The organism is Streptomyces sp. NPDC056835 (assembly GCF_042789485.1).
Classification (GTDB): Bacteria; Actinomycetota; Actinomycetes; order Streptomycetales; family Streptomycetaceae; genus Streptomyces.
The window spans coordinates 101,450-123,436 of sequence record NZ_JBHUBB010000013.1 but is presented as its reverse complement, the minus strand read 5'-3'; the positions used below and the strand labels follow the sequence as shown (position 1 = coordinate 123,436).

20 protein-coding genes are annotated in these 21,987 nt (G+C 69.8%); 12 read left to right on the top strand and 8 right to left on the bottom strand.

The window, feature by feature from the left end:
• The first annotated feature begins 58 nt into the window (after positions 1–58).
• From ACFRMN_RS17265 to ACFRMN_RS17250, 4 genes are all read left to right on the top strand, one after another.
• The gene (locus tag ACFRMN_RS17265) at positions 59–787 is read left to right on the top strand and encodes a VIT1/CCC1 transporter family protein (protein ID WP_383019909.1); all 729 of its coding nucleotides are present in this window, start codon (positions 59–61) and stop codon (positions 785–787) included.
• A 460-nt stretch (positions 788–1,247) separates the two neighbouring features.
• Positions 1,248–5,807, top strand: coding sequence for a glutamate synthase large subunit (gene gltB / locus ACFRMN_RS17260; RefSeq protein ID WP_383019907.1), 4,560 nt, complete (start codon positions 1,248–1,250; stop codon positions 5,805–5,807).
• On the top strand, positions 5,800–7,260 hold the full coding sequence (locus ACFRMN_RS17255) for a glutamate synthase subunit beta (RefSeq protein WP_383019904.1): 1,461 nt from the start codon (positions 5,800–5,802) through the stop codon (positions 7,258–7,260). Before gltB ends, ACFRMN_RS17255 begins: the two co-directional genes overlap by 8 nt.
• 196 nt (positions 7,261–7,456) lie before the next feature.
• A complete protein-coding gene (locus ACFRMN_RS17250; protein WP_383019902.1) occupies positions 7,457–8,200 on the top strand; it encodes a vWA domain-containing protein in 744 nt (247 codons plus the stop codon).
• Here the strand turns inward: ACFRMN_RS17250 and ACFRMN_RS17245 are convergent.
• Positions 8,193–8,891: a TetR/AcrR family transcriptional regulator gene (locus ACFRMN_RS17245; protein ID WP_383019899.1), complete on the bottom strand. Its 699-nt coding sequence runs from the start codon at positions 8,889–8,891 to the stop codon at positions 8,193–8,195. The genes ACFRMN_RS17250 and ACFRMN_RS17245 overlap by 8 nt on opposite strands.
• Before the next feature lie 107 nt (positions 8,892–8,998).
• On the opposite strand from ACFRMN_RS17245, the gene ACFRMN_RS17240 reads away from it, so the two are divergent.
• Complete coding sequence (locus tag ACFRMN_RS17240; protein WP_383019897.1) at positions 8,999–9,934, top strand: SDR family NAD(P)-dependent oxidoreductase; 936 nt, start codon at positions 8,999–9,001, stop codon at positions 9,932–9,934.
• 102 nt (positions 9,935–10,036) lie between these two features.
• Here the strand turns inward: ACFRMN_RS17240 and ACFRMN_RS17235 are convergent, their stop codons facing one another.
• Both ACFRMN_RS17235 and ACFRMN_RS17230 read right to left on the bottom strand, forming a co-directional pair.
• The gene (locus ACFRMN_RS17235) at positions 10,037–10,780 is read right to left on the bottom strand and encodes an inorganic diphosphatase (RefSeq protein WP_383019894.1); all 744 of its coding nucleotides are present in this window, start codon (positions 10,778–10,780) and stop codon (positions 10,037–10,039) included.
• A gap of 140 nt (positions 10,781–10,920) precedes the next feature.
• The gene (locus ACFRMN_RS17230; RefSeq protein WP_383020120.1) at positions 10,921–11,931 is read right to left on the bottom strand and encodes a hypothetical protein; all 1,011 of its coding nucleotides are present in this window, start codon (positions 11,929–11,931) and stop codon (positions 10,921–10,923) included.
• A 115-nt stretch (positions 11,932–12,046) separates the two neighbouring features.
• Here ACFRMN_RS17230 and ACFRMN_RS17225 point away from each other — a divergent pair, with 115 nt between their 5' ends.
• Entirely contained in the window at positions 12,047–12,751 is a 705-nt protein-coding gene (locus tag ACFRMN_RS17225; RefSeq protein ID WP_383019891.1) for a TetR/AcrR family transcriptional regulator, read from the top strand.
• Here ACFRMN_RS17225 and ACFRMN_RS17220 read toward each other — a convergent pair.
• Positions 12,745–12,972: a DUF397 domain-containing protein gene (locus tag ACFRMN_RS17220; RefSeq protein ID WP_383019888.1), complete on the bottom strand. Its 228-nt coding sequence runs from the start codon at positions 12,970–12,972 to the stop codon at positions 12,745–12,747. The genes ACFRMN_RS17225 and ACFRMN_RS17220 overlap by 7 nt on opposite strands.
• Positions 12,956–13,795: a DUF5753 domain-containing protein gene (locus ACFRMN_RS17215; RefSeq protein WP_383019886.1), complete on the bottom strand. Its 840-nt coding sequence runs from the start codon at positions 13,793–13,795 to the stop codon at positions 12,956–12,958. The genes ACFRMN_RS17220 and ACFRMN_RS17215 overlap by 17 nt, the downstream gene beginning before the upstream one ends.
• Before the next feature lie 162 nt (positions 13,796–13,957).
• Between ACFRMN_RS17215 and ACFRMN_RS17210 the strand changes: the two genes are divergently transcribed.
• Positions 13,958–14,446, top strand: a complete 489-nt coding sequence (locus ACFRMN_RS17210) for an ATP-binding protein (RefSeq protein ID WP_383019883.1) — start codon at positions 13,958–13,960, stop codon at positions 14,444–14,446.
• A 15-nt stretch (positions 14,447–14,461) separates the two neighbouring features.
• Here ACFRMN_RS17210 and ACFRMN_RS17205 read toward each other — a convergent pair whose 3' ends face one another.
• From ACFRMN_RS17205 to ACFRMN_RS17195, 3 genes are all read right to left on the bottom strand, one after another.
• Entirely contained in the window at positions 14,462–15,115 is a 654-nt protein-coding gene (locus ACFRMN_RS17205) for a response regulator (RefSeq protein WP_383019881.1), read from the bottom strand.
• Between the two features lie 4 nt (positions 15,116–15,119).
• Positions 15,120–16,598, bottom strand: coding sequence for a sensor histidine kinase (locus ACFRMN_RS17200; RefSeq protein ID WP_383019878.1), 1,479 nt, complete (start codon positions 16,596–16,598; stop codon positions 15,120–15,122).
• A gap of 137 nt (positions 16,599–16,735) precedes the next feature.
• On the bottom strand, positions 16,736–18,013 hold the full coding sequence (locus tag ACFRMN_RS17195; protein WP_383019875.1) for a Clp protease N-terminal domain-containing protein: 1,278 nt from the start codon (positions 18,011–18,013) through the stop codon (positions 16,736–16,738).
• Positions 18,014–18,241: 228 nt separating this feature from the next.
• Here ACFRMN_RS17195 and ACFRMN_RS17190 point away from each other — a divergent pair, with 228 nt between their 5' ends.
• From ACFRMN_RS17190 to ACFRMN_RS17170, 5 genes are all read left to right on the top strand, one after another.
• Complete coding sequence (locus ACFRMN_RS17190; RefSeq protein ID WP_383019872.1) at positions 18,242–18,679, top strand: helix-turn-helix domain-containing protein; 438 nt, start codon at positions 18,242–18,244, stop codon at positions 18,677–18,679.
• A gap of 31 nt (positions 18,680–18,710) precedes the next feature.
• Positions 18,711–19,157: a DUF4180 domain-containing protein gene (locus tag ACFRMN_RS17185; RefSeq protein ID WP_383019870.1), complete on the top strand. Its 447-nt coding sequence runs from the start codon at positions 18,711–18,713 to the stop codon at positions 19,155–19,157.
• 120 nt (positions 19,158–19,277) lie between these two features.
• Positions 19,278–20,093, top strand: a complete 816-nt coding sequence (locus ACFRMN_RS17180) for a hypothetical protein (protein WP_383019867.1) — start codon at positions 19,278–19,280, stop codon at positions 20,091–20,093.
• Positions 20,090–21,271 (top strand): sensor histidine kinase, encoded by a 1,182-nt coding sequence (locus ACFRMN_RS17175; RefSeq protein WP_383019864.1) that lies wholly within the window; start codon positions 20,090–20,092, stop codon positions 21,269–21,271. Before ACFRMN_RS17180 ends, ACFRMN_RS17175 begins: the two co-directional genes overlap by 4 nt.
• Complete coding sequence (locus tag ACFRMN_RS17170) at positions 21,268–21,936, top strand: response regulator (protein WP_383019861.1); 669 nt, start codon at positions 21,268–21,270, stop codon at positions 21,934–21,936. Before ACFRMN_RS17175 ends, ACFRMN_RS17170 begins: the two co-directional genes overlap by 4 nt.
• Positions 21,937–21,987 lie beyond the last annotated feature (51 nt).

Genomic DNA, 21,987 nt, shown 5'->3' with positions numbered 1-21,987 from the left:
AGAGGGGTGGCACCGGTCTCCGGCGGACCGGAATCCGCCCCGGGAAAAGGGGAGAGGCATGTCCATCATCGAGACCGAGGCAACGCTCCACGCGGCGCACCGTGACAACCACACGCATCGCGATGTGAACGGCGGCTGGCTGCGTCCCGCGGTGTTCGGCGCGATGGACGGACTGGTCTCCAACCTGGCGCTGATGACCGGGGTCGCGGGCGGCGCGGTCTCCCAGCAGACGATCGTGATCACCGGACTCGCGGGCCTGGCGGCCGGTGCCTTCTCGATGGCCGCGGGCGAGTACACCTCGGTCGCCTCCCAGCGCGAGCTGGTCCAGGCCGAGCTGGAGGTGGAGCGCGGAGAGCTGAGGAAGCACCCCGCCGACGAGATGGAGGAGCTGGCCGCGCTCTACGTGTCACGCGGTGTGGAGCCGGAGCTCGCCCGCGAGGTGGCCCGGCAGCTCTCGAAGGACCCCGAGCAGGCGCTGGAGATCCACGCGCGCGAGGAGCTGGGGGTCGACCCGGACGATCTGCCGTCGCCGCTGGTCGCCGCCGTGTCGTCGTTCGGCTCGTTCGCCCTGGGCGCGCTGCTGCCCGTACTGCCGTATCTGCTCGGCGCCACCGTGCTGTGGCCCGCCGTGCTGCTCGCGCTGGCCGGGCTCTTCGCCTGCGGTGCGCTGGTGGCGCGGGTGACGGCGCGCAGCTGGTGGTACAGCGGACTGCGTCAGCTGTTCCTCGGCGGGACGGCCGCGGCGCTCACGTACGGGCTCGGAGCCCTGTTCGGGGCCGCACTCTAGAATTCGGGGCCGCCCTCCAGAAGCGGCGTTCCAGAACGGTACTTTTCCCCCGGCCCGGACCATCCCGAATCCGGGAGCGAGGCTCTAACCTGGGGAGGGCCCCCGAGGGTGGGCGGGCGGAAACGCCCGCCCTGTAACGTACGTCCCCGCGCGTTCCGGCCTCCGGGATGCGACACTTTGCCAGCGCCATACCAGCGGCCGTTACCCAGCGGTTTCGAGTCGGTAATCATCGGGCATGAGCCGTAGGCGCCGCGGGCAACGAAGCCTGCTCCGTCTCAGCCGACCGGACGACGATCTGTCCGTCTGCGCCCCCCTTCACCGCTACCAGCGGTGTCCACATGTTGGAACAAGCTATCCGCTTCCCGAGAAGCTTCCCATCATGTAACCTGCACGAAATTTCTTGGAGGGCCAACGTCGTCCCTCGGTACTCGCATATGCCACGACGACGACGGGAGAGCCGATGCGTTCCGACGCCTGGTCGCCCATGGACGGTCGCCCCGCCCCCCAGGGGATGTACGACCCCCGTAACGAGCACGACGCCTGTGGCGTCGGGTTCGTGGCCACCCTCACCGGTGTAGCCAGCCACGCGCTGGTGGAGCAGGCGCTGACCGTACTGCGCAATCTCGAACACCGCGGCGCCACCGGCTCCGAGCCGGACTCCGGCGACGGCGCGGGAATCCTCCTCCAGGTCCCGGACGCCTTCCTCCGCGAGGTCGCCGGTTTCGAGCTGCCCGAGGCCGGTTCGTACGCCGTCGGCATCGGCTTCCTGCCCGCCGACGACGCCACGGACGCCGTCTCACGCATCGAGACGATCGCCGCCGAGGAGGGCCTGAACGTCCTCGGCTGGCGCGAGGTCCCCGTCGCCCCCGGGCTGCTCGGCGCCACCGCCCGCTCGACCATGCCGGCCTTCCGCCAGCTGTTCGTCGCGGACGGCACGAGCGCGGGCATCGCCCTGGACCGCAAGACATTCCTGCTGCGCAAGCGCGCCGAGCGCGAGGCCGGGGTCTACTTCCCGTCCCTCTCCGCCAGGACCATCGTCTACAAGGGCATGCTCACCACCGGGCAGCTGGAGCCGTTCTTCCCCGACCTCTCCGACCGCCGTTTCGCGACCGCGATCTCGCTGGTCCACTCGCGGTTCTCCACCAACACCTTCCCGAGCTGGCCGCTCGCCCACCCGTACCGCTTCGTCGCCCACAACGGCGAGATCAACACGGTCAAGGGCAACCGCAACTGGATGCGTGCCCGCGAGTCCCAGCTCGCGTCCGACCTCTTCGGCACCGAGGCGCTGGAGCGGATCTTCCCCGTCTGTACGCCCGACGCCTCCGACTCCGCGTCCTTCGACGAGGTCCTTGAGCTGATCCACCTCGGCGGCCGGTCGCTGCCGCACTCCGTGCTGATGATGGTTCCCGAGGCGTGGGAGAACCACGACTCCATGGACCCGGCCCGGCGCGCCTTCTACCAGTTCCACGCCACGATGATGGAGCCCTGGGACGGCCCCGCCTGTGTCACCTTCACCGACGGCACGCAGGTCGGCGCGGTCCTCGACCGCAACGGGCTGCGTCCGGGCCGTTACTGGGTGACCGACGAAGGGCTCGTCGTCCTCTCCTCCGAGGTCGGCGTCCTCGACATCGACCCGGCCAAGGTCGTCCGCAAGGGCCGCCTCCAGCCCGGCCGGATGTTCCTCGTCGACACCGCCGAGCACCGCATCATCGAGGACGACGAGATCAAGGCGTCCCTCGCCGCCGAGCAGCCCTACCAGGAGTGGCTGGAGACCGGCGAGATCGAGCTGTCGGACCTGCCCGAGCGTGAGCACATCGTGCACACGCACGCCTCCGTCACCCGCCGCCAGCAGACCTTCGGCTACACCGAGGAGGAGCTGCGCGTCCTGCTCGCGCCGATGGCACGGGCCGGTGCCGAGCCCATCGGCTCCATGGGTACGGACTCGCCGATCGCCGCGCTCTCCGCCCGGCCCCGGCTGCTCTTCGACTACTTCACCCAGCTCTTCGCGCAGGTCACCAACCCGCCGCTGGACGCCATCCGCGAGGAGCTTGTCACCTCGCTGCGCTCCTCGCTCGGCCCGCAGGGCAATCTGCTGGAGCCGGCCGCCGCGTCGTGCCGCAGCGTCACCCTGCCCTTCCCGGTGATCGACAACGACGAGCTGGCCAAGCTCGTCCACATAAACGCTGACGGCGACATGCCCGGCATGAAGGCCGCCACGCTCTCCGGTCTCTACCGGGTCGGCGGCGGCGGTGACGCCCTCGCCACCCGCATCGACGAGATCTGCGCCGAGACCGACGCCGCGATCGAGAGCGGCGCCCGGATCATCGTGCTCTCCGACCGGCACTCCGACGCCGAGCACGCCCCGATCCCCTCGCTGCTGCTGACCGCCGCCGTGCACCACCACCTCATCCGCACCAAGCAGCGCACCCAGGTCGGGCTGCTGGTCGAGGCCGGCGATGTCCGCGAGGTGCACCATGTCGCGCTGCTCATCGGCTACGGCGCCGCCGCCGTCAATCCGTACCTCGCCATGGAGTCCGTCGAGGACCTGGTCCGCGCCGGTACGTTCATCGAGGGCCTGGCGCCCGAGCAGGCGATCAGGAACCTGATCCACGCGCTCGGCAAGGGCGTCCTCAAGGTGATGTCCAAGATGGGCATCTCCACCGTCGCCTCCTACCGGGGCGCGCAGGTCTTCGAGGCCGTCGGCCTGGACGAGGCATTCGTCGACAAGTACTTCAACGGCACCGCCACCAAGATCGGCGGCGCCGGTCTCGATGTCGTCGCCGAGGAGGTCGCCGCCCGGCACGCCAAGGGCTACCCGGCCTCCGGGATCTCCGCGAGCCACCGCAAGCTGGAGATCGGCGGCGAGTACCAGTGGCGCCGCGAGGGCGAGCCGCACCTCTTCGACCCGGAGACCGTCTTCCGGCTCCAGCACGCCACGCGCTCGCGCAGCTACGACATCTTCAAGCAGTACACGAGCCGGGTGAACGAGCAGTCCGAGCGGCTGATGACGCTGCGCGGGCTGTTCAACTTCGCCTCCGGACGTACGCCCGTCCCGCTGGACGAGGTCGAGCCCGCCTCCGAGATCGTCAAGCGCTTCTCCACCGGCGCCATGTCGTACGGCTCGATCTCCCGCGAGGCGCACGAAACCCTCGCCATCGCCATGAACCAGCTCGGCGGCAAGTCCAACACCGGTGAGGGCGGCGAGGACGCGGACCGGCTCTACGACCCGGCCCGCCGCTCCTCCATCAAGCAGGTCGCCTCCGGCCGCTTCGGTGTCACCAGCGAATACCTGGTCAACGCCGACGACATCCAGATCAAGATGGCGCAGGGCGCCAAGCCCGGCGAGGGCGGCCAGCTGCCCGGCCACAAGGTCTACCCGTGGGTCGCCAAGACCCGGCACTCCACCCCGGGCGTCGGTCTGATCTCCCCGCCGCCGCACCACGACATCTACTCCATCGAGGATCTGGCCCAGCTGATCCACGACCTCAAGAACGCCAACCCGCAGGCCCGCATCCATGTGAAGCTGGTCTCCGAGGTCGGCGTCGGCACCGTCGCCGCGGGTGTCTCCAAGGCGCACGCCGATGTCGTACTGATCTCAGGACACGACGGCGGTACGGGCGCCTCGCCGCTCACCTCGCTCAAGCACGCGGGCGGCCCCTGGGAGCTGGGCCTCGCCGAGACCCAGCAGACCCTGCTGCTCAACGGGCTGCGCGACCGCATCGTCGTCCAGACCGACGGCCAGCTGAAGACCGGCCGCGATGTCGTCATCGCCGCGCTGCTTGGCGCCGAGGAGTTCGGTTTCGCGACCGCGCCGCTCGTGGTCTCCGGCTGCGTCATGATGCGCGTCTGCCATCTGGACACCTGCCCGGTCGGTATCGCCACCCAGAACCCGGTGCTGCGCGAGCGGTTCTCCGGCAAGGCCGAGTACATCGTCAACTTCTTCCGGTTCATCGCCGAGGAAGTCCGTGAACTCCTCGCCGAGCTGGGCTTCCGTACCCTCGAAGAGGCCGTCGGCCACGCCGAACTGCTCGACACCGAGCGGGCCGTGAACCACTGGAAGGCGCAGGGCCTCGACCTGAAGCCGCTCTTCCATGTGCCCGCGCTGCCCGAGAACGCCGTACGCCACCAGGTCATCGGCCAGGACCACGGCCTGGAGAAGGCGCTCGACAACGAGCTGATCAAGCTCGCCGCCGACGCGCTGGGCGCCGAGAGCGCCGAGGCCGCCCAGCCCGTACGCGCCCAGATCGGCATCCGGAACATCAACCGGACCGTCGGCACCATGCTCGGCAACCAGGTGACGAAGAAGTTCGGTGGCGCGGGCCTGCCCGACGACACCATCGACATCACCTTCACCGGCTCCGCCGGCCAGTCCTTCGGCGCGTTCCTGCCGCACGGTGTCACGCTGCGCCTGGAGGGCGACGCCAACGACTACGTCGGCAAGGGCCTCTCCGGCGGCCGGGTCGTCGTACGGCCCGACCGCGGCGCCGACCACCTCGCGGAGTACTCCACCATCGCGGGCAACACCATCGCCTACGGCGCCACCGGCGGCGAACTCTTCCTGCGCGGCCGTACCGGCGAGCGCTTCTGCGTCCGCAACTCCGGCGCCACCGTCGTCTCCGAGGGCGTCGGCGACCACGGCTGCGAGTACATGACCGGCGGTCACGCCGTCGTCCTCGGCGAGACGGGCCGCAACTTCGCGGCCGGCATGTCGGGCGGCGTCGCGTACGTCATCGACCTCGATGCCGACAACGTCAACGCCGGAAACCTGGGCGCCGTCGAACAACTCGAAGACACCGACAAGCAGTGGCTGCACGATGTGGTGCGCCGCCACCAGGAGGAGACGGGCTCCACCGTCGCGGAGAAGCTGCTCGCCGAGTGGGACACCGCCGTGGACCGCTTCAGCAAGATCATCCCGACCACGTACAAGGCAGTGCTCGCCGCCAAGGACGCCGCCGAGCTGGCCGGTCTCTCCGAGACCGAGACCACCGAGAAGATGATGGAGGCGGCGACCAATGGCTGACCCGAAGGGCTTTCTCACCACCGGGCGCGAGGTCGCCAAGACCCGCCCCGCCGAGGAGCGCGTCAAGGACTGGAACGAGGTCTACGTTCCGGGCTCGCTGCTCCCGATCATCAGCAAGCAGGCCGGACGCTGCATGGACTGCGGCATCCCGTTCTGTCATAACGGCTGTCCGCTGGGGAATCTGATCCCCGAGTGGAACGACTACGCGTACCGCGAGGACTGGACGGCCGCGAGCGAGCGGCTGCACGCCACCAACAACTTCCCGGAGTTCACCGGACGGCTCTGCCCGGCCCCCTGTGAGTCGGCGTGTGTCCTCGCGATCAACCAGCCCGCCGTCACCATCAAGAACGTCGAAGTCTCGATCATCGACAAGGCGTGGGACAGCGGCGATGTCACCCCGCAGCCGCCGGAGCGGCTGTCCGGCAAGACCGTCGCCGTCATCGGCTCGGGCCCGGCCGGACTGGCCGCCGCCCAGCAGCTGACCCGGGCCGGTCACACCGTCGCGGTGTACGAGCGCGCCGACCGGATCGGCGGACTGCTGCGGTACGGCATCCCCGAGTTCAAGATGGAGAAGTCGCACATCAACCGGCGTATCGAGCAGATGCGCGCGGAGGGCACCAAGTTCCGCACCGAGATCGAGATCGGCCGGGACATCGACGCGGCGAAGCTGCGCAAGCGGTACGACGCCGTCGTCATCGCCGCGGGCGCCACCATCTCGCGCGATCTGCCCGTCCCGGGCCGTGAGCTGAACGGCATCCACTTCGCGATGGAGTACCTGCCCCTCTCCAACAAGGTGCAGGAGGGCGATCTGACGGTCTCCCCGATCTCCGCCGAGGGCAAGCACGTCGTGGTCATCGGCGGCGGCGACACCGGCGCGGACTGCGTCGGCACGGCGCACCGCCAGGGCGCGCTGTCCGTCACCCAGCTGGAGATCATGCCGAAGCCGGGCGAGGAGCGCGCCGCGCACCAGCCGTGGCCGACCTTCCCGATGCTCTACAAGGTCACCTCCGCGCACGAGGAGGGCGGCGAGCGGGTCTACTCCGTCTCCACGACTCATTTCGAGGGTGACGAGGACGGCAATGTCCAGAGCCTGAACCTGATCGAGGTGGAGTTCAAGGGCGGCAAGCTGGAGCAGAAGCCGGGCACGGAGCGGAAGATCCCCGCCCAGCTGGTCACGCTCGCCATGGGCTTCACCGGCACCGATCAGGAGAACGGCCTGGTCGAGCAGTTCGGTCTGGAGCTGGACGAGCGCGGCAACATCGCGCGGGACGCGGACTTCGCGACCAATGTGCCCGGCGTGTACGTCGCCGGGGACGCGGGCCGCGGCCAGTCCCTGATCGTGTGGGCGATCGCCGAGGGCCGCTCGGCGGCGCGCGGTGTGGACCGGATGCTGACCGGCGCGAGCGATCTGCCGGCTCCGATCCGTCCGACGGACCGTGCGCTGACGGTCTGATACGTCACCGCCTCCACCTCAACAAGACTCCCGTACAACGGCGTACGGGCGGTGTCGGCCCGGGGAGCGTCTCCCGGGCCGTCCCGCAAGACGCGGCGCCTGCCCAGTCCCCGACCGGACCTATGGCAGGCGCCGTGGTGCGTGACGGCTGGCATAATCGCGTGACTTGCCGCCCGTCGACCACAGAGGACCCAGCATGGTCACCGCCCCCGCCGTGTCCGGACCCGCCATCAGTCTCCGGAAGGTGGAGGAGACGGCCCCGGCGCTGGTCAGCCTCTACAAGAGCGCGGCGGTCTCGCTGACGAAGAACGGGCTGAGCGGACAGCGGGCGGCCGTCTATCTGGTCCTCGACTACTCGGGCTCGATGCGGGAGTACTACAAGGACGGCAGCGTCCAGGCCCTGGCCGACCGGGTGTTGGGGCTCTCCGCGCATCTGGACGACGACGGCGTCGTGCCCGTCGTCCTCTTCTCCACGGACATCGACGCGGAGTCGGACATCTCCCTGGCCAACCACCACGGCCGGATCGACACCATCGTCGCCGGGCTCGGCCACATGGGCAGGACCAGCTATCACGTGGCCATGGACGCCGTCATCGACCACTATCTGGACAGCGGTTCGACCGCTCCGGCGCTGGTGGTCTTCCAGACGGACGGCGGCCCGATCAGCAAGTCGGCCGCCGAGCGGTATCTCTGCAAGGCGGCCGAACTGCCGTTGTTCTGGCAGTTCATCGGCTTCGGCGACCCGGAGAGCGGACAGTTCGACTTCCTCCGCAAGCTCGACGACCTCGCCGTCCCGGCGAAACGGCGCGTCGACAACGCCGGGTTCTTCCACGCGGGCGAGGACCCGCGCCGGGTCGAGGACGCCGTCCTGTACGACCGGCTGATCGGCGAGTTCCCGCAGTGGCTGAGCCGGGCACGGGAGCTGGGCATCGTCACCTGAGGCCCGTGGACCCGTGAGGCGCCTCGGGCTGGGGGGCGTCGCTCTGGGGCGGGGCGAGCAGCCCGTCGATGAGTACGCGTATCTTCCACGCGGCGCGCGTCGCCCCGTCACCGCTGGTCAGCAGCGGCGCCAGCGCGTGGATCGTGGGGTAGCGCCCGGCGGGCAGTGACCGGTAGAGGGTGTCGAGCCGGGCGGCGAACGCCTCCTCCGCCTTCTCCCCCTCCTCCAGCGCGGACGAGGCGATGTACTGGCCGATCAGGTCCGCCGCCCAGGCGCAGGCGGCGTCACTGACCCCGCCGGTCCGCAGCAGCCGCAGCAACTCCTCGGTGATACGCAGGATGTGCGGGCCCGGCAGGGCGCCCGACATCCCGACGGTCGCGATGTCGTTGTGGGCGGCCAGCGCGGTCACCGCGCGGTCCACGAGCAGTTCGAGCCGGGCGCGCCAGTCCCCGTCGGCGTCGGTGGGCAGCCGGACGTCCGCCACGGCCAGGTCGTGGGCGAGGGCCATCAGCGCGCCCCGGTCGGGCACATACACGTACAGCGAGGCGGGTCCCGTCTGTACGGCCTGGGAGACCCGCCGCATGCTCACCGCCTCGCACCCCAGCTCGTCCACCAGGGCGAGGGTGGCGGCCACGATCGCGTCGAGGCTCAGGGTGGTTTTCGCGGACCGGGTCCGGGGGCGGGCGGGCATGACCTCATCCTAGCTTGACGAACGCCGTTCGCTAAGTGCACTCTGCCGTTGACGAACACCGTTCGTTCAGTCGGGCGTCGCCCGTTCCCCTCCGAAGGAGACCCGTCATGACCTGGGACGTACACCGCCTGCCGCGCGCCGAGGGCAAGACCTTCCTGATCACCGGCGGGAACGCGGGGATCGGCTACTTCGCCGCCGAGCAACTCGCCACGACCGGCGCCACGGTCGTCATCGCGGGCCGCGACGCGTCGAAAGCGGAAGCGGCGACGGCCTCGATCCGCTCCCGCGTGCCGGACGCGCTCGTACGCCACATACCGCTGGACCTCGCCGATCCCGCCTCGATCGAGAAGAGCGTGTACGCGCTCGGTGTGGAAGCCCTCGACGCGGTGGTCCTGAACGCCGGTGTGCTGCTGGACGATCCACCGCGCCGCGAGACCGCCGCCGGGCACGAGCTGATGTTCGCCACCAACCACCTGGGGCACTTCGCCCTGACCGCGCGCCTCGCCCCACTGCTCCACGCCGCGCCCGCCGCGCGGGTCGTCACCACGGGCAGCTTCGCCGCCAGAAGCGAACGGCTGGACCTCGACGACCTCCAGAGCACGCGCGACTACCGGCCCAAGCGCACCTACGGGCGCTCGAAGCTGGCCCAGACGCTGTTCGGCCTCGAACTCGACCGCCGGCTGCGCGCGGCACACAGCACCACCATCAGCGTGGTGTCCCACCCCGGCGGCGCCCTGGACGCCTTGACGCCGTCCCGCGCCCCACTGCACGTGCGCACCACGGCCCAGCGGCTGCGCGGTCTGCCGCTGGGCCTCCTGGTGCAGGGCAAGGAAGCGGGCGCGTGGCCGGCGGTCCGGGCCGTCCTCGATCCGGCCGTACGCGGGGGCCAGTTGATCGGCCCCCGGCTGTTCGGTCTGCGCGGCAGACCACGGTTCGAGCCGGTACGCGACCACTTCGCGGACCCCGAAACGGCGCGCCGCCTCTGGACGGCGAGCACCACCCTGACCGGCACCGACCCGGACCCCGCCTCAGGCGCGGGCTGAGCGCGGCGGGAAGTCTCCCGAGCGGATCGGCACGGCCCCGGACGCACGGCCGGCCGGTCAGCCCGTATGCTGACCGGCCGGTCAGGACCGTGAGTGATCAGCTCAGCTCGCGCACTTCTTCTGGTAGGTCGCGATGTTGCTCTGGACCAGCTTCGTGGCCTCGGTGGCGTTGCCGTACCCGTTCAGCTCGACCTTCTTGTCGCTGCCCAGGTCCTTGTAGACGCGGAAGAACGCCTCTATCCGCTGCTGCTCCATGGACGGCAGGTCCTTGATGGTCTTGATCTCGGAGTAGGTGGGGTCGACGTCGTCCACCGGGACGGAGATGACCTTCTCGTCCTCGTCACCGTCGTCAACCATGTGCAGCACGCCGATCGCCCGTACGTTGATCACCGCGCCGGGCGTCAGCGGCTCGCGGGTCAGGACCAGCCCGTCGAGCGGGTCCCCGTCGCCGCCCACCGACTGCGGCACCGATCCGTAGTTGGCGGGGTAGGTGACCGGCATCGACATGAAGCGGCTGACGACGAACTGGCCCGTGCTCGGGTCGATCTCGTACTTCGTGATGCTGTCCTGGGGGATCTCCACGACAACGTTGTACCCCTGCTTGGGGATGTCCTTCGCGGCCGGCTGCGGGAACGCGAGGGGGTGCACATACCCGCCCGGGGTCGACGGCCAGCATCCCTCGGCGGCGGCGGCGGCGGGGGCGGCGGCGGGGGACTTCGGGGCGGCGGTCGCCGAAGCGGCGCTCGACGAGGGCGTCGCACTGGACGCGGTCGTAACCCCCAGTGCGGCGATGGTGGCGACTGGCACGGCGATCAGCGCGGCCGTGCGGAGGATGTTTCGGCTCACAACGACTTCCCTACGGAAACTGGCACAAGGGGGATGGCGGCAGAAACGTCGCACGCCCTGGTGAACCTGTCGTGTATTCGCGATGACCGTTCAAGTGGAATCCTGCTTTCCGACGCCGTCTGTTCCACCGGGCGCCCGATTCACCTCCGATACCGCTGCGCCACTGCCGCGAATGCGGCCTTGGGTTCCCAATCCATGTCGGGGTACGTCTGCCCCCGGCGCCCTTCGAGGAGTCTGACGATGCCCAGGCCGGCCCGGTCCAAGTCGTCCCTGGGGTCGCCGTGCGGGCGGTGCGGGTAGCCGGGCAAGGCGAACAGGAACACGAACGCGCTGTCCACGCCCTCGGTCTCGAAGATCTCCAGCAGTTCGCTCAGATATGCGGCCTGGCCGGCTTCGTCACGCTCGTATACACCGTTCAGCCGTACAGGGGCCTTGGTCTCCGAGTCGTACTCGACCACCTCAAGCACCCGCCCGCCCCGGTCTCCCGCGCCTCGGTAGGCCGCGGTGCCGAACCCGGTGATGGCGAGCGGCTTCGGGCCTTGGGCCAGGGTGCGCACCGCGTCCCGGAACCGGTCGGCGACCTCGGCGGAGCGGATCAGCTCGAACGTCACCATGTCGAAGGGAGTCCAGTCGACCTGCTCGAACTGGATGGACGCGTAGGTGAGTTTGCCTTGGAAGCGCACGCGAACCGTGGCCGCGGCGTCGCGGAGGAACGCGTTCATGCGCACACCGAGGTCGCGCATCGCTTCGGCCCGCCGCTCGGGTTGGCTCATCAGCTGCTCGACCCGCTCCTCGGGGCTATCTCCGGGCAGGAACCCGCGGTTCATCACGCTCAGCTCGACCCCTGCGACGAACACGACCGCGGCCCCCTGCTGCCGGAGCCGTTCCGCTCGCTCGGCGCAGTCGCGGAAGAGCGTGAGGATCTGCTCCGGGTCCAACTCCAGCGGATAGGGCGAGAACCAGACCTCCAGGCCGAGCTCGGCGGCGGCCCCGGCGGCCAGCTCCAGTCGGTCCGGGTCGCCGCCGATGATCTGGATCGCGTTGCAGTGCAGGTCGTCGCGGATGATGGCGAGCTCGCGCTGGACCACCGCGAGGTCGAAGTGCTCGCGGGATATCTGGCCGTGCACGACGAATCCGGTGTCGTAGGTCATTCCTCTTGCTCGCATGGTGACGTCCCCTCTGTCGGTCTCGGTCGGGCCGAGGCTGACAGGAAAAGTGCGTGCACGCAAGTTTGCGCTCGCGCAACCTGTGTGGAACGCTGACACCGTGACGACACCACCGCCAGGGCTGCGGGAGCGGAAGAAGCAGGCCACGCGCGAGGCGCTGCGCGAGGCGGCCCTGCGCCTGGCCGTGGAGCGCGGACCGGACCAAGTACGGGTCGAGGACATCGCCGAGGCGGCCGGGGTCTCGCCCCGCACCTACAACAACTACTTCGCCAGCCGCGAGCAGGCGATCGTCGCCGCTGTTACCGCCGACCGGGAGGCGCGGATCGCGGCGGCGGTCGCGGCCCGGCCCGCAGGAGTGCGCCTGGCCGACGCCGTCACCGAAGCAGTGGTCGAGCAGTACACGAACACCGGTGAGCGCGAACACGAGGCGCTGCTGCTGATCGTCACTCGGACCGCGCTGCGCGACGCGTTCCTCGATGCCACCGCCGACATCGAGCCCCCTCTCACAGCGGTGATCGCCGAACGCCTGGGTGACGCCGGAACGCACACAGCCCGCGTTCTCGCGGCGAGCGTGGCCGCGGCGGTCCGTATCGCGTTGGAAGGCTGGCTCAGGCCGGACGGGAACGCAGGGGCCGGGAGCTTCGGCGCCGGTGGACTGGTCGTGCCCTCCGGCTCGTTGCCCGACCAGCTCTGCGCGGCGCTGGCCCCGCTCGCGCCCGCGTTCGACGCCGCCGAACGACGCACTGTCGGAACGGGTCCGCGAGCGGGCACAGTCACGGCCCACGGACCCCACACCCGTCAGTAGGTGCGACGGTACGTGGACTCGTCCTGCTTGAGGGCGGTGATGAAGGTGGACCAGTGGTGGGTGGGGATGAGGATGGCGGGGCCGTGGGGGTTCTTGCTGTCGCGTACGGGGACGGTGTCGGGGTGGCCGTCGGAGACCTCGACGCACCCGCCTCCCGCGTTCTCGCTGTAGCTCGACTTGCGCCATGCGGTCAGAGTCGATGCGTCAGGAATCGCGTTCATCTTCATACTCTTTCAGGTATCTACGGATCAGGTCGAGGGATTCATCATCCGTCAGAGCCATTGAGCGAGCCAGATCGAAGCACTCCGTCAGCTCAACGATCTTTCTCGTTGAATGTACTCCCTCGCCGGAGTCGAAGCTCTCGACCTGGGCGATCGTCTCGCCCTCCGTCAGGGTCATGAGGGTCAGGCTCCCTCCCGGCATGGGATGCATCCCCTTGGCGAAGGGGAGTACCTGAATCGCGACGCGTGGCCGGGCTGACATCTGTACCAGGTGGCGCAGCTGTTCCGCCATGCACCCTGGTACCAACATTGGTCGCTTCAGGGCTGCTTCATCGATGATCGCCCAATACGGTAGCGGTTCCGCACGTTCGAAAATCCGCTGCCTACGCATTCGGACAGCGACGCGCTCATTCAGTCCCTCTTCGGATTCGCTGATGAGCGCTCTGCGGAACAGTTCGCGCGCGTACTCCTCTGTCTGGAGAAGGCCGGGGATGTGGCTGCTCGTGAACACCTGGATCCGTTCGGCCAGCGGCTCCTTACTGAGGAACGTCCGGCTGTAGTCGGGAATCAGCAAGTCGTGTGCCAACTCCAGCAGTTCCGCCAACATGCCGTCCGTGTCGAAGAATTCGTCCAGCAACCGCACCAGCGCTTCGGACGGTAGCTGGTCCCCCAACTCCACCCGGCCGAGATAGCTGTGCGAGTAGCCGCCTACCTGTTCGGAGAGCTGACGGATCGACAACCCCCTCCGTTCTCGCAGGCGACGCACTCGCCTGCCCAGCCTCAATCGTGGTGTGAGCTTGTCCGATTCGTTGTTCAGCTCCACTGGGATCGAACCTTCTTTCGCTCAACCCGCCGTCCACTGCGGGCATTTGGTGACAGCTCGGATATGTCTCCAGTGTGCCCGATAGGGGATCGTAATGGCCACCCCTTCCCGACATTCAAACCGCCGAAGTGTGGCTATTCCGTTGGGAATTCAATAGACGCCGTGGGGTCTATTTCGCATGGCCAGAACGGAAAGGTGCTCACCATGGTGATGGAAGGCCGGCCGGACACCAGCCATCCCAACTCCCCCTACTACGGCTCCGTCGTGCTGCGGTGGAGCCGTCATCCGAGTTGTGTCGGGCTCGCGCGGCTGGAGTTGCGTAAAGCGCTCGCCGGTTGGGGGCTTTCCGCGCTGGAGGATTCCGCCGTGCTGATTCTTTCCGAGTTACTGACCAACGCCGCCCGGCACGCCCGCGTATCTCCCGGGCGTGAGATCGAGACCCGGTATGTGCCGCGTCCCGATGGTCTCCGTATCGAGGTGCACGACGCGTCGGACGAGCGGCCGAGGCCACGGGTGGCGGCGCCCGATGCCCCGGACGGGCGGGGGCTCGTCCTCGTGGACGCGTTGGCCGATGTATGGGGTGTCGGTGAGCGGCACGGGCCCGGGAAGGTGGTCTGGGCGCATCTCTCGCTCCCGCCGGGGGTCTCCTAGACCTCCCCGTCCGGCTCAGCGGTCGGCCAGCAACTCCGCGTCGTGGGCCAGTACCGCCGCCTGTACGCGGTTGGCGCAACCCGTGCTCGTCAGGATCCGGCTGATGTGCGCTTTGACCGTACCGGCGCTCAGATAGAGCTGATCGGCGATCTCCGCGTTGGACAGACCGGTCCCGACCAGCCGCAGGACTTCCCGTTCGGCGGCGGTCAGATTCTCCGTTCGGCGCAGGGCGGCCTGGGTGTCCTTGGTGGACCGTACGTGCTGTTCCATCAGCCGCCGGGTGATCCGGGGGGCCAGCACCGGTTCGCCCTTCGCGGCGAGCCGTACCGAGTGGATCAGCTCCGTGGGGCCGGTGTCCTTGAGCAGGAAGCCGCTCGCGCCGACCCGCAGGGAGCGCGTGACGCTCTGCTCCTCGCCGAACGCCGTGAGCATCACCACGTAAGTGGCGGGTGAGATACGGGCGATCTCCTCGGCGGCGGCGATGCCGTCCTGGCCCGGCATCTGGATGTCCAGGAGCGCCACGTCGATGGTCCGCTCGCGGCAGGCCGCCACGGCTTCGCGGCCGTCGGCCGCTTCGGCCACGACCTCGATGTCCTCGGCGTTCTCCAGGATCAGCCGGATGCCGGCGCGCATCAGCGTCTCGTCGTCGGCTATGAGGACTCGTATCACCTGCTCATCTTAGGATGGCCGCTGCCAGGAGAAAGAACAGGAACGTCGCGGTGGGCAGTATGACGAGCGCGGCGGCGCAGCCCGCGCCCAGCACCCTTGGCCAGGTGAGGACTTCCGCCGACAGGGGAGGGCGGGTTCCCGTGCGGGCCGTCCGGCCGCCGGCGGGTTCGTTCGTGGGCGTTGGGGGGACGGCGAGCGGGGGCATTCCGTTCGGACGTGACGGCAGCCGGGCGGCCACCCGGAACCCGCCGTCCCGTAGCGGGCCCGCCGTGAACGCACCCCCGAGCAGGGCGATCCGCTCCTCCAGGCCGACCAGCCCGCTGCGGTTTCCGGGCTGTGGGTGACGCCCCGGGCGCGGCGCCTCGTTGGTGACGGAGACCTCGATCTCGCCGGCTGTGCCCGTGACCTCCATGACTTCCACGCGCGTGGGCGCCCCGGACGCGTGCTTCAGTACGTTCGTCAGCCCCTCGCGGACCACGCGGTGCAGCGACTGGCGCGTGCGCGGGCTCGGATCAGCCGTGTCGGGGACCGACCAGACCAGCTCGACGATGACACCCGCCCGCCGGGACTCCGCCACCAGAGCGCTGACGTCCTCGTGTGTCCCCCGACCCGCTTCAGGTTCTGATGTCACCTCCTCGCGCCGCAACAGGCCGAGGATGTCGCGCAGTTCCTCCATCGCCGTACCGGCGGTGGTACGCAGCAGCTCGGCCTGGCCCGCCAGCGGTGGCGCCTGGCGCGCGGCGGCCATTTCCAGTGCCCCGGCGTGCACCGAGATCAGACTCAGCCGGTGGCCGAGGAGATCGTGCATCTCACCGGCGATACGGGCACGTTCCTCCATCCGCGCCGCCGCCGCGGTCAGTGAACGGGCCTGCTCCAGATAGGCGTTGCGTTCCCGCAGCAGACTGACCAGGGGACGGCGCCGCCCCAGCAGTGTCCCGGCGAGCGTGGGGAGCACTATGAGGAGAACGGCCGAGACGGCGTTCCCGGCCGTATTCGTCAGCCAGGGGCCGGGCACGATCAGACTTCCGGCGATCGTCAGTACGACGGATGCCGCGCAGGCGATCCCCGCCGCGAGCCAGGCCCGGCGGGGCGGCGTGATCCGACGGGTGGCGGACAGCACGATCAGCGGTACCACCGCCAGCACCCAGACGTTGGGGCCCACCAGCGTCGGTCCCGTGCCCAGGACCGCCAGTACCGGCCGGTATCGCCGCAGGGGCATCAGGCACGCCGCGTACAGCGCCTCCAGCACGGCCAGTACCGGCCGCTCCGGCGGCAACAGCAGCAAGGGGATGAGCCCGAGGGCCGCCGTCAGTCCGACGGCCAGCGTCTCGGCGACGACGGTACGGCGCGGGGCCCGGCGTGCGGCGGCCCACCGTTCCGTCGCCTCGCGCCGTACCGACCGCGCCGTGCGCGCCGTCGCGATCCCCGCGCGTGCCCAGGCCCGCCGCGTGCGCTGGGGCGGGCCCGGTCGCCTCACGTCCATCCCTGCCCCCGGCCCTCGTTCTCTCGTTCCCTCGCCCCTCGTCCAGGTGCTCGTCCAGGCCCCTGTCCGGCGGATCTCCGCGCGGCAAACGGTAGCGTCGGCCGGACCGCCGGGTGCCGAGCGGGGTCGGCCGCCCCTCACGCGCTCAGTCGCGGAGCCAGGTCCGCCCGCAGCGCGATCGGGTCCACGCCGTGCGCGCGCAGCCGTCGGGAGACCGACTCCTCCTCACCTTCCTCGTCACCCTCCTCGTCGTCCGCCACGTCATCGAGGAGCGCGGCCAGGAGATGCACCGTTCCCGCCGAGGAGGCGTGGTGCTCGGCCGCGATGAGCCGGGCCGAGGCGAAGGTCCGCTCGGCGGCGGCGGAGAGCGGCACCTCATCGGGTACGGGGGACGGGTCGGCGGCGACGGCCGACAGGGCCAGCGCGTCCGGCCGTACTCCATGCGTACGCAGCAGATCCGCGGCCCCGTTGGTGGCCGCGACCTCGGCCGGCAGCGACCGTCCGGCGAGGGACAGCGACCGGTCCAGGGCCAGGACGGCCAGCAGCAGATGGACCGGCTCCACCGCGCTCCGTCCGCACCGTACGGCCTGGCGACTCGCCTCGACGGTCACCGCGAACAACATGGACGTGCCGTCGCCGGGGTGCTGGGTCGTCCATGCCATCACCTTGCGCGCCAGCCAGTTGCTCCGGTCCTCCAGCAGCCCGGCCCGGCGCAGGACGGTGGCGGCGTGGGAGAGCGGACGGTCGGTCGCGGGCGCGGCCGGTGACTCCCGCGCGTCGAGTGCGTCCAGCGCGGCGTACGCGGCGGCCCGGTCCAGCTGCCTCAGCGCGTACGCTTCCCGCGCCCTGCTGTCGGGGAGGTCCAGCAGGGCGCGGGCCACATGCCGGGCGTACACGCCGGGGGACGCCTCCAGGCGAGCGAGCCCGAGGGCGAGGAACAGGCAGGCGCGCAGGGCCCCGGACGGCTCGGGCCATTCCTGGTCGCCCTGCGCGACCGTCTCCGTCGTCTCCGTCGTCTCTGCCGCCTTTGCTGCCTCCGCTGCCTCCGCCGTCTTCGACGCCTTCGTCGTCTTCCGGGCGCGCATCGCGGTCTGCCACTGCGCGACGCGCCACGTGGCGGCGACCTCGTGCTCATCGGCGGGTTCGCCCGACGCCTCGTCGTCGTGGTCGTCGCTCGCCCAGCCGCGCCCCGCTCGGCCGCGGATCATTCCGCTCAGTTCGCCGGCACGCCGCATACCGGGGGCGACCGCCTCGCCGGCCGCCGAGTCGCCCATGACCAGGGCGGCGAGCAGGTCCTCCGTGCCCACGGTCCGCGACTCGCACTTGACTGCGTGCTGAAGCGTCTCCACGAGAAGTTCGATGACATCGATCTCGAACTCCGTGATCACGGAGGTGAGTTGTGGGTGATTCTCCATCGAGTGATTCCCCTCGGGTGCGAATGCGGGTGCGAATGCGGGTGCGGCGGCTGATCCGTCCGGGAACGACGCTAGGTGTCCGCCCCGTACCGACGCATCGGCCGACCGGCCACGCCCGCGGTCCGACCGGCCACAGTCGCCAGCCAAACGGCAAACTTCCCTAAACTTCCCTGATGATGCCAGTGAAGTGGTAGTTTCAGTGCGGATAGGGAAGAGAGGCTGGAGTCATTGCCACAGCAGTACTACTCGGTGGACCAGGTGGCGGAGCTGCTGGATCTTCATGTGCGAACGGTGCGCGGTTACGTACGGGACGGCCGGCTGAGGGCGACCCGCATCGGTAAGCAGTACCGGATCGCGCGCGAGGACCTGGAGGCGTTCACCGGCCGCCCGGCGCCCTCTTCCTCGCCCTCCGTCGGCCTGGGCGGGCGCCATGCCGAGGCATCCGTCATCGTGCGGATCGACGCGATCGACCCCGAGGCGACCATCCGTCTGACGAACACGGTCATGGCCGCCGTCGCACACGGCCGGGACGGCGGGGAGCGCTTGCGCGTCGAGACGGTCTACGACGAGGAACGGGCCGTGCTGAAGGTCATCATCCTGGGCGGCCTGGAGAGCACCGCCGAACTGCTCAAGATCGTCAACGCCCTGATCGGGCAACCGGAATGAACAGGAAACCGGAATGATCGAAGAACCGGAAATGAGCGAAACCGCAGAACCTCCTCAGGCCCCCCTGGCCCCCCTGGCCCTCCAGCACATCCATGGCATACCTGTTCTCCTCTGCGCTCCTGACGGCGATCCGCTGCGCGGCGAGCGCGAGGCGCTGGACCTCATCGGTGACGCGTTCTACCTCGGCGCCGCCTGGGTCGTCATACCGGCGGGCCGGTTCGAGGACGCCTTCTTCCAACTGCGCACCCGCGTCGCTGGCGACATCGTCCAGAAGTTCGTCAACTACCGGCTGCGCGTCGCCGTCGTGGGTGACATCGCGCGGCACACGGCCGACAGCGCCGCGCTGCGGGACTTCGTCCGCGAGAGCAACCGCGGCACACACCTCTGGTTCGTCCCGGACATGGAGACCCTGAGCGCCCGCCTCGACCCCGCTCCGGAACCCGAAAAGCGGCTCCCGGGGAGTACGGGAACGGAATGAGCCGTAGTGGGCTGATCACTCACTCGACGGCGTAGCCGCTCAGGCGGCGCGACCAAAGAGACGCCTGCCCGTATCGATCGAAGGATGTGCTCGCGCGCCCCGGAGTCCAGGCTGCCGGGTATGTCCAGACCCAACACGTCCGCCCGCACGGGCGGCACATGGCAGACCCCCGCTCACGTCCACCGCGATGTCTGGTTCCCGGGAAGGGGCATCGGAGGAGCGACCCTCATCCTCGGTCCCGTCGTGTGGTTCGCCGGGCTGCTTCTGCGTCATCTGGCCACCCGGTCGGCAGGCTTCACGCCGGAGCAGCTGGCGTGGTTCGACCAGCAGCCGTTCGCCGCTCCCGCCCAACTGGCGGCGTATCAGGCGAATCCCGCACTGGTCACGGCAGGCTACGCGTGCTTCGCCGCGGGTGCCGTCCTGCTGTGCCCCGCCTTCATCACACTCGCCAGGATCGTCGCCGCGAGATCTCCGGGACTCGCTTTCGCCGGTGGCACGCTCGTCGTTGTGGGCCTGTTCTCCCGCCTGTACTGGGCGGGTGTCGACCACACCGCGTTCCAACTGGTCGGACCGCTGGGGCTCGACCAGGCCACCAGAACGGTGCTCGACACCTATACGGACATCTCCTACGGGCCGTGGCGGGTGCCCATCACGGCCGCGTTCGGCCTGTACATCGGAACGTTCGTACTCGCCGTCGGGGCCTACCGATCGGGAACGTTCGGTACGGTACGGCTGGTGCTGTTCCTCCTCGCGGGAACGCTGTGGACCGGCGCGCTCAAGGAGAGCAACCTCTTCGACGGCGTCGTCTCGTCCGGCGTCCTGTGTCTGGTGTTCGTACCCCTGGGCATTCGAGTGCTACGTGGCACCGTGCCCGTGCTGTGCGCTCAGGGGCCGCCCATGACCGAGCGCGGGCCATCGAGGATCCTGAGCTGGTGACCCATCGAGTGTGTGCCCGCGGTCCCATATCGGAACTGACCAGGCTGTCACACCGCCTGGCCGCCTGGCTGCCTCCCGCTGTCGCGTTCTGCGCCGCCCTCCTCCCGGCGGCCCTCCCCGGTCCGCCCTCGCACGGCCCCGGGTTGTCGGGGCTCGCAGCGGTGCCCGGTCCTGTGCAGGCCGCCGCGGTCGGGGCGTCGGCGGCGGTGGCGATCACGATGGTGCCGAGGCGTCTGTGGCCGCTGTTCCTGATCACGGCCGTCGACTCCGTGGTCCGGGGGCCGGGGCTGCTGGTCGCGGTCGCCGCCCACGTCGCGGCGACAACGTGCCGACGCCCCCGCCACCTGGTGATGTTCACGTCGGCCGCGAGCCTGCTGGTGGCGGTACCGCGGCCCGGCGTCGAGGCTGTCTCCGCGCTCGGCGGCGTGGCGCTGTTCGTCTGGCTTCCGGTCATGGGCGGGCTGTGGATGGGCGCCCGCAGGCAGGTGGTGGCCGGGCTGCGCGAGCGGGCCGAGCGGCTGGAGCGGGAGCAGACCACCCGAACCGAGCAGGCTCGGGCACAGGAACGCGCCCGTATCGCCCGGGACATGCACGATGTGGTGGCCCACCGGGTCTCGCTGATGGTGCTGCGCGCCGGAGCACTGGAGATCAACGCCACCGAGGAGAAGACCGCGGCGGAAGCGGAGCTGATCCGGACCACGGGCAAGGAAGCGCTCACTCAACTCAGAGCCGTGCTGGGGATACTGACGGAGACGGACGGGGAGTTCCGCAGGCCGCACGGGGAGTCCTTCCAGCCGCGACCGACACTCGCCGACCTCGACCGGCTGCTCGACCAGTCCAGGTCGGCCGGTGTCCCCGTCGAACGGCGGGACGAGGGCACCGCGGGCGGTGTTCCCGCCATGGTGGAACACACCGCCTACCGGGTCGTACAGGAAGCACTCACCAACATCCACAAACACGCAGGCCGGGCCGCTACCCAGGTCGTGGTGCGGTACCTGCCCTCGGCGCTGGAGGTCACGATCAGCAACACCGCTTCGAACAGCCACGCTCCGCCCATGCCCGGCAGCGGACTGGGGCTCATCGGCCTGCGAGAGCGCGTCGAACTGCTCGGCGGGCGTTTCACGGCCACCCCGGAACCGGCCGGGGGATTCGTCGTCTCCGCGAAGCTGCCGACATGATCCGCGTGCTGATCGTCGACGACGAAGCCCTTGTCCGGGCCGGACTGCGCATGATCCTGGAGGCCGCCGAGGACATCGAGGTGGTCGCCGAGGCGGACACCGGTGCGGCGGCCGTCACCGCCGTCGCCGGACACCGTCCGCATGTCGTCCTGATGGATGTGCGGATGCCCGGCATCGACGGCGTGGCCGCGCTGAAGGAGATCAACCGGGCCCCCGACCCTCCGGCTGTGGTCATGCTCACCACCTTCGACCGCGACGAGTACGTCCACAGCGCCCTCCGTGCCAGGGCCGCCGGGTTCCTGCTGAAGGACACCGCGCCACGCGACCTGATCGCTGCCGTCCGCGCGGTCGCGGACGGCAGCGCCATGCTCTCGCCGACGGTCACCAGGCGGCTGATCGACGCTTTCGCCGAGCAGCGGTCCCCGGACTCCCACGCTGCAAGGGAACGGCTGTCCGTCCTCACCGGCCGCGAACGAACGGTCGTAGGCGCGGTCGCCCGAGGGCTCGCCAATGCCGAAATCGGCCGGGAGCTCGGTATGACCGAGACCACCGTCAAGGTTCACGTGAGCCGTTCGCTCACCAAACTCGGGCTGTCCAACCGGGTGCAGATCGCGCTCCTGGTCCGCGACTCCGGTGGATTCGGGACTGATACGCCTGCGCCGTAAGGGGCTTGTCCGGCGCCACTCATGGCACGCCGGGCGCAGAGCGCGAGCGCC

Excerpts from the sequence above, each read along its gene's own strand:
- ACFRMN_RS17230 (WP_383020120.1), bottom strand. The coding sequence starts at position 11,931 with ATGACCTACGACACCGGATTCGTCGTGCACGGCCAGATATCCCGCGAG.
- ACFRMN_RS17240 (WP_383019897.1), top strand. The coding sequence starts at position 8,999 with ATGACCTGGGACGTACACCGCCTGCCGCGCGCCGAGGGCAAGACCTTC.
- ACFRMN_RS17220 (WP_383019888.1), bottom strand. The coding sequence starts at position 12,972 with ATGAACGCGATTCCTGACGCATCGACTCTGACCGCATGGCGCAAGTCG.
- ACFRMN_RS17265 (WP_383019909.1), top strand. The coding sequence starts at position 59 with ATGTCCATCATCGAGACCGAGGCAACGCTCCACGCGGCGCACCGTGAC.
- ACFRMN_RS17195 (WP_383019875.1), bottom strand. The coding sequence starts at position 18,013 with ATGGAGAATCACCCACAACTCACCTCCGTGATCACGGAGTTCGAGATC.
- ACFRMN_RS17180 (WP_383019867.1), top strand. The coding sequence starts at position 19,278 with ATGTCCAGACCCAACACGTCCGCCCGCACGGGCGGCACATGGCAGACC.
- ACFRMN_RS17255 (WP_383019904.1), top strand. The coding sequence starts at position 5,800 with ATGGCTGACCCGAAGGGCTTTCTCACCACCGGGCGCGAGGTCGCCAAG.
- ACFRMN_RS17170 (WP_383019861.1), top strand. The coding sequence starts at position 21,268 with ATGATCCGCGTGCTGATCGTCGACGACGAAGCCCTTGTCCGGGCCGGA.
- gltB (WP_383019907.1), top strand. The coding sequence starts at position 1,248 with ATGCGTTCCGACGCCTGGTCGCCCATGGACGGTCGCCCCGCCCCCCAG.
- ACFRMN_RS17200 (WP_383019878.1), bottom strand. The coding sequence starts at position 16,598 with ATGGACGTGAGGCGACCGGGCCCGCCCCAGCGCACGCGGCGGGCCTGG.
- ACFRMN_RS17250 (WP_383019902.1), top strand. The coding sequence starts at position 7,457 with ATGGTCACCGCCCCCGCCGTGTCCGGACCCGCCATCAGTCTCCGGAAG.
- ACFRMN_RS17245 (WP_383019899.1), bottom strand. The coding sequence starts at position 8,891 with ATGCCCGCCCGCCCCCGGACCCGGTCCGCGAAAACCACCCTGAGCCTC.
- ACFRMN_RS17185 (WP_383019870.1), top strand. The coding sequence starts at position 18,711 with ATGAGCGAAACCGCAGAACCTCCTCAGGCCCCCCTGGCCCCCCTGGCC.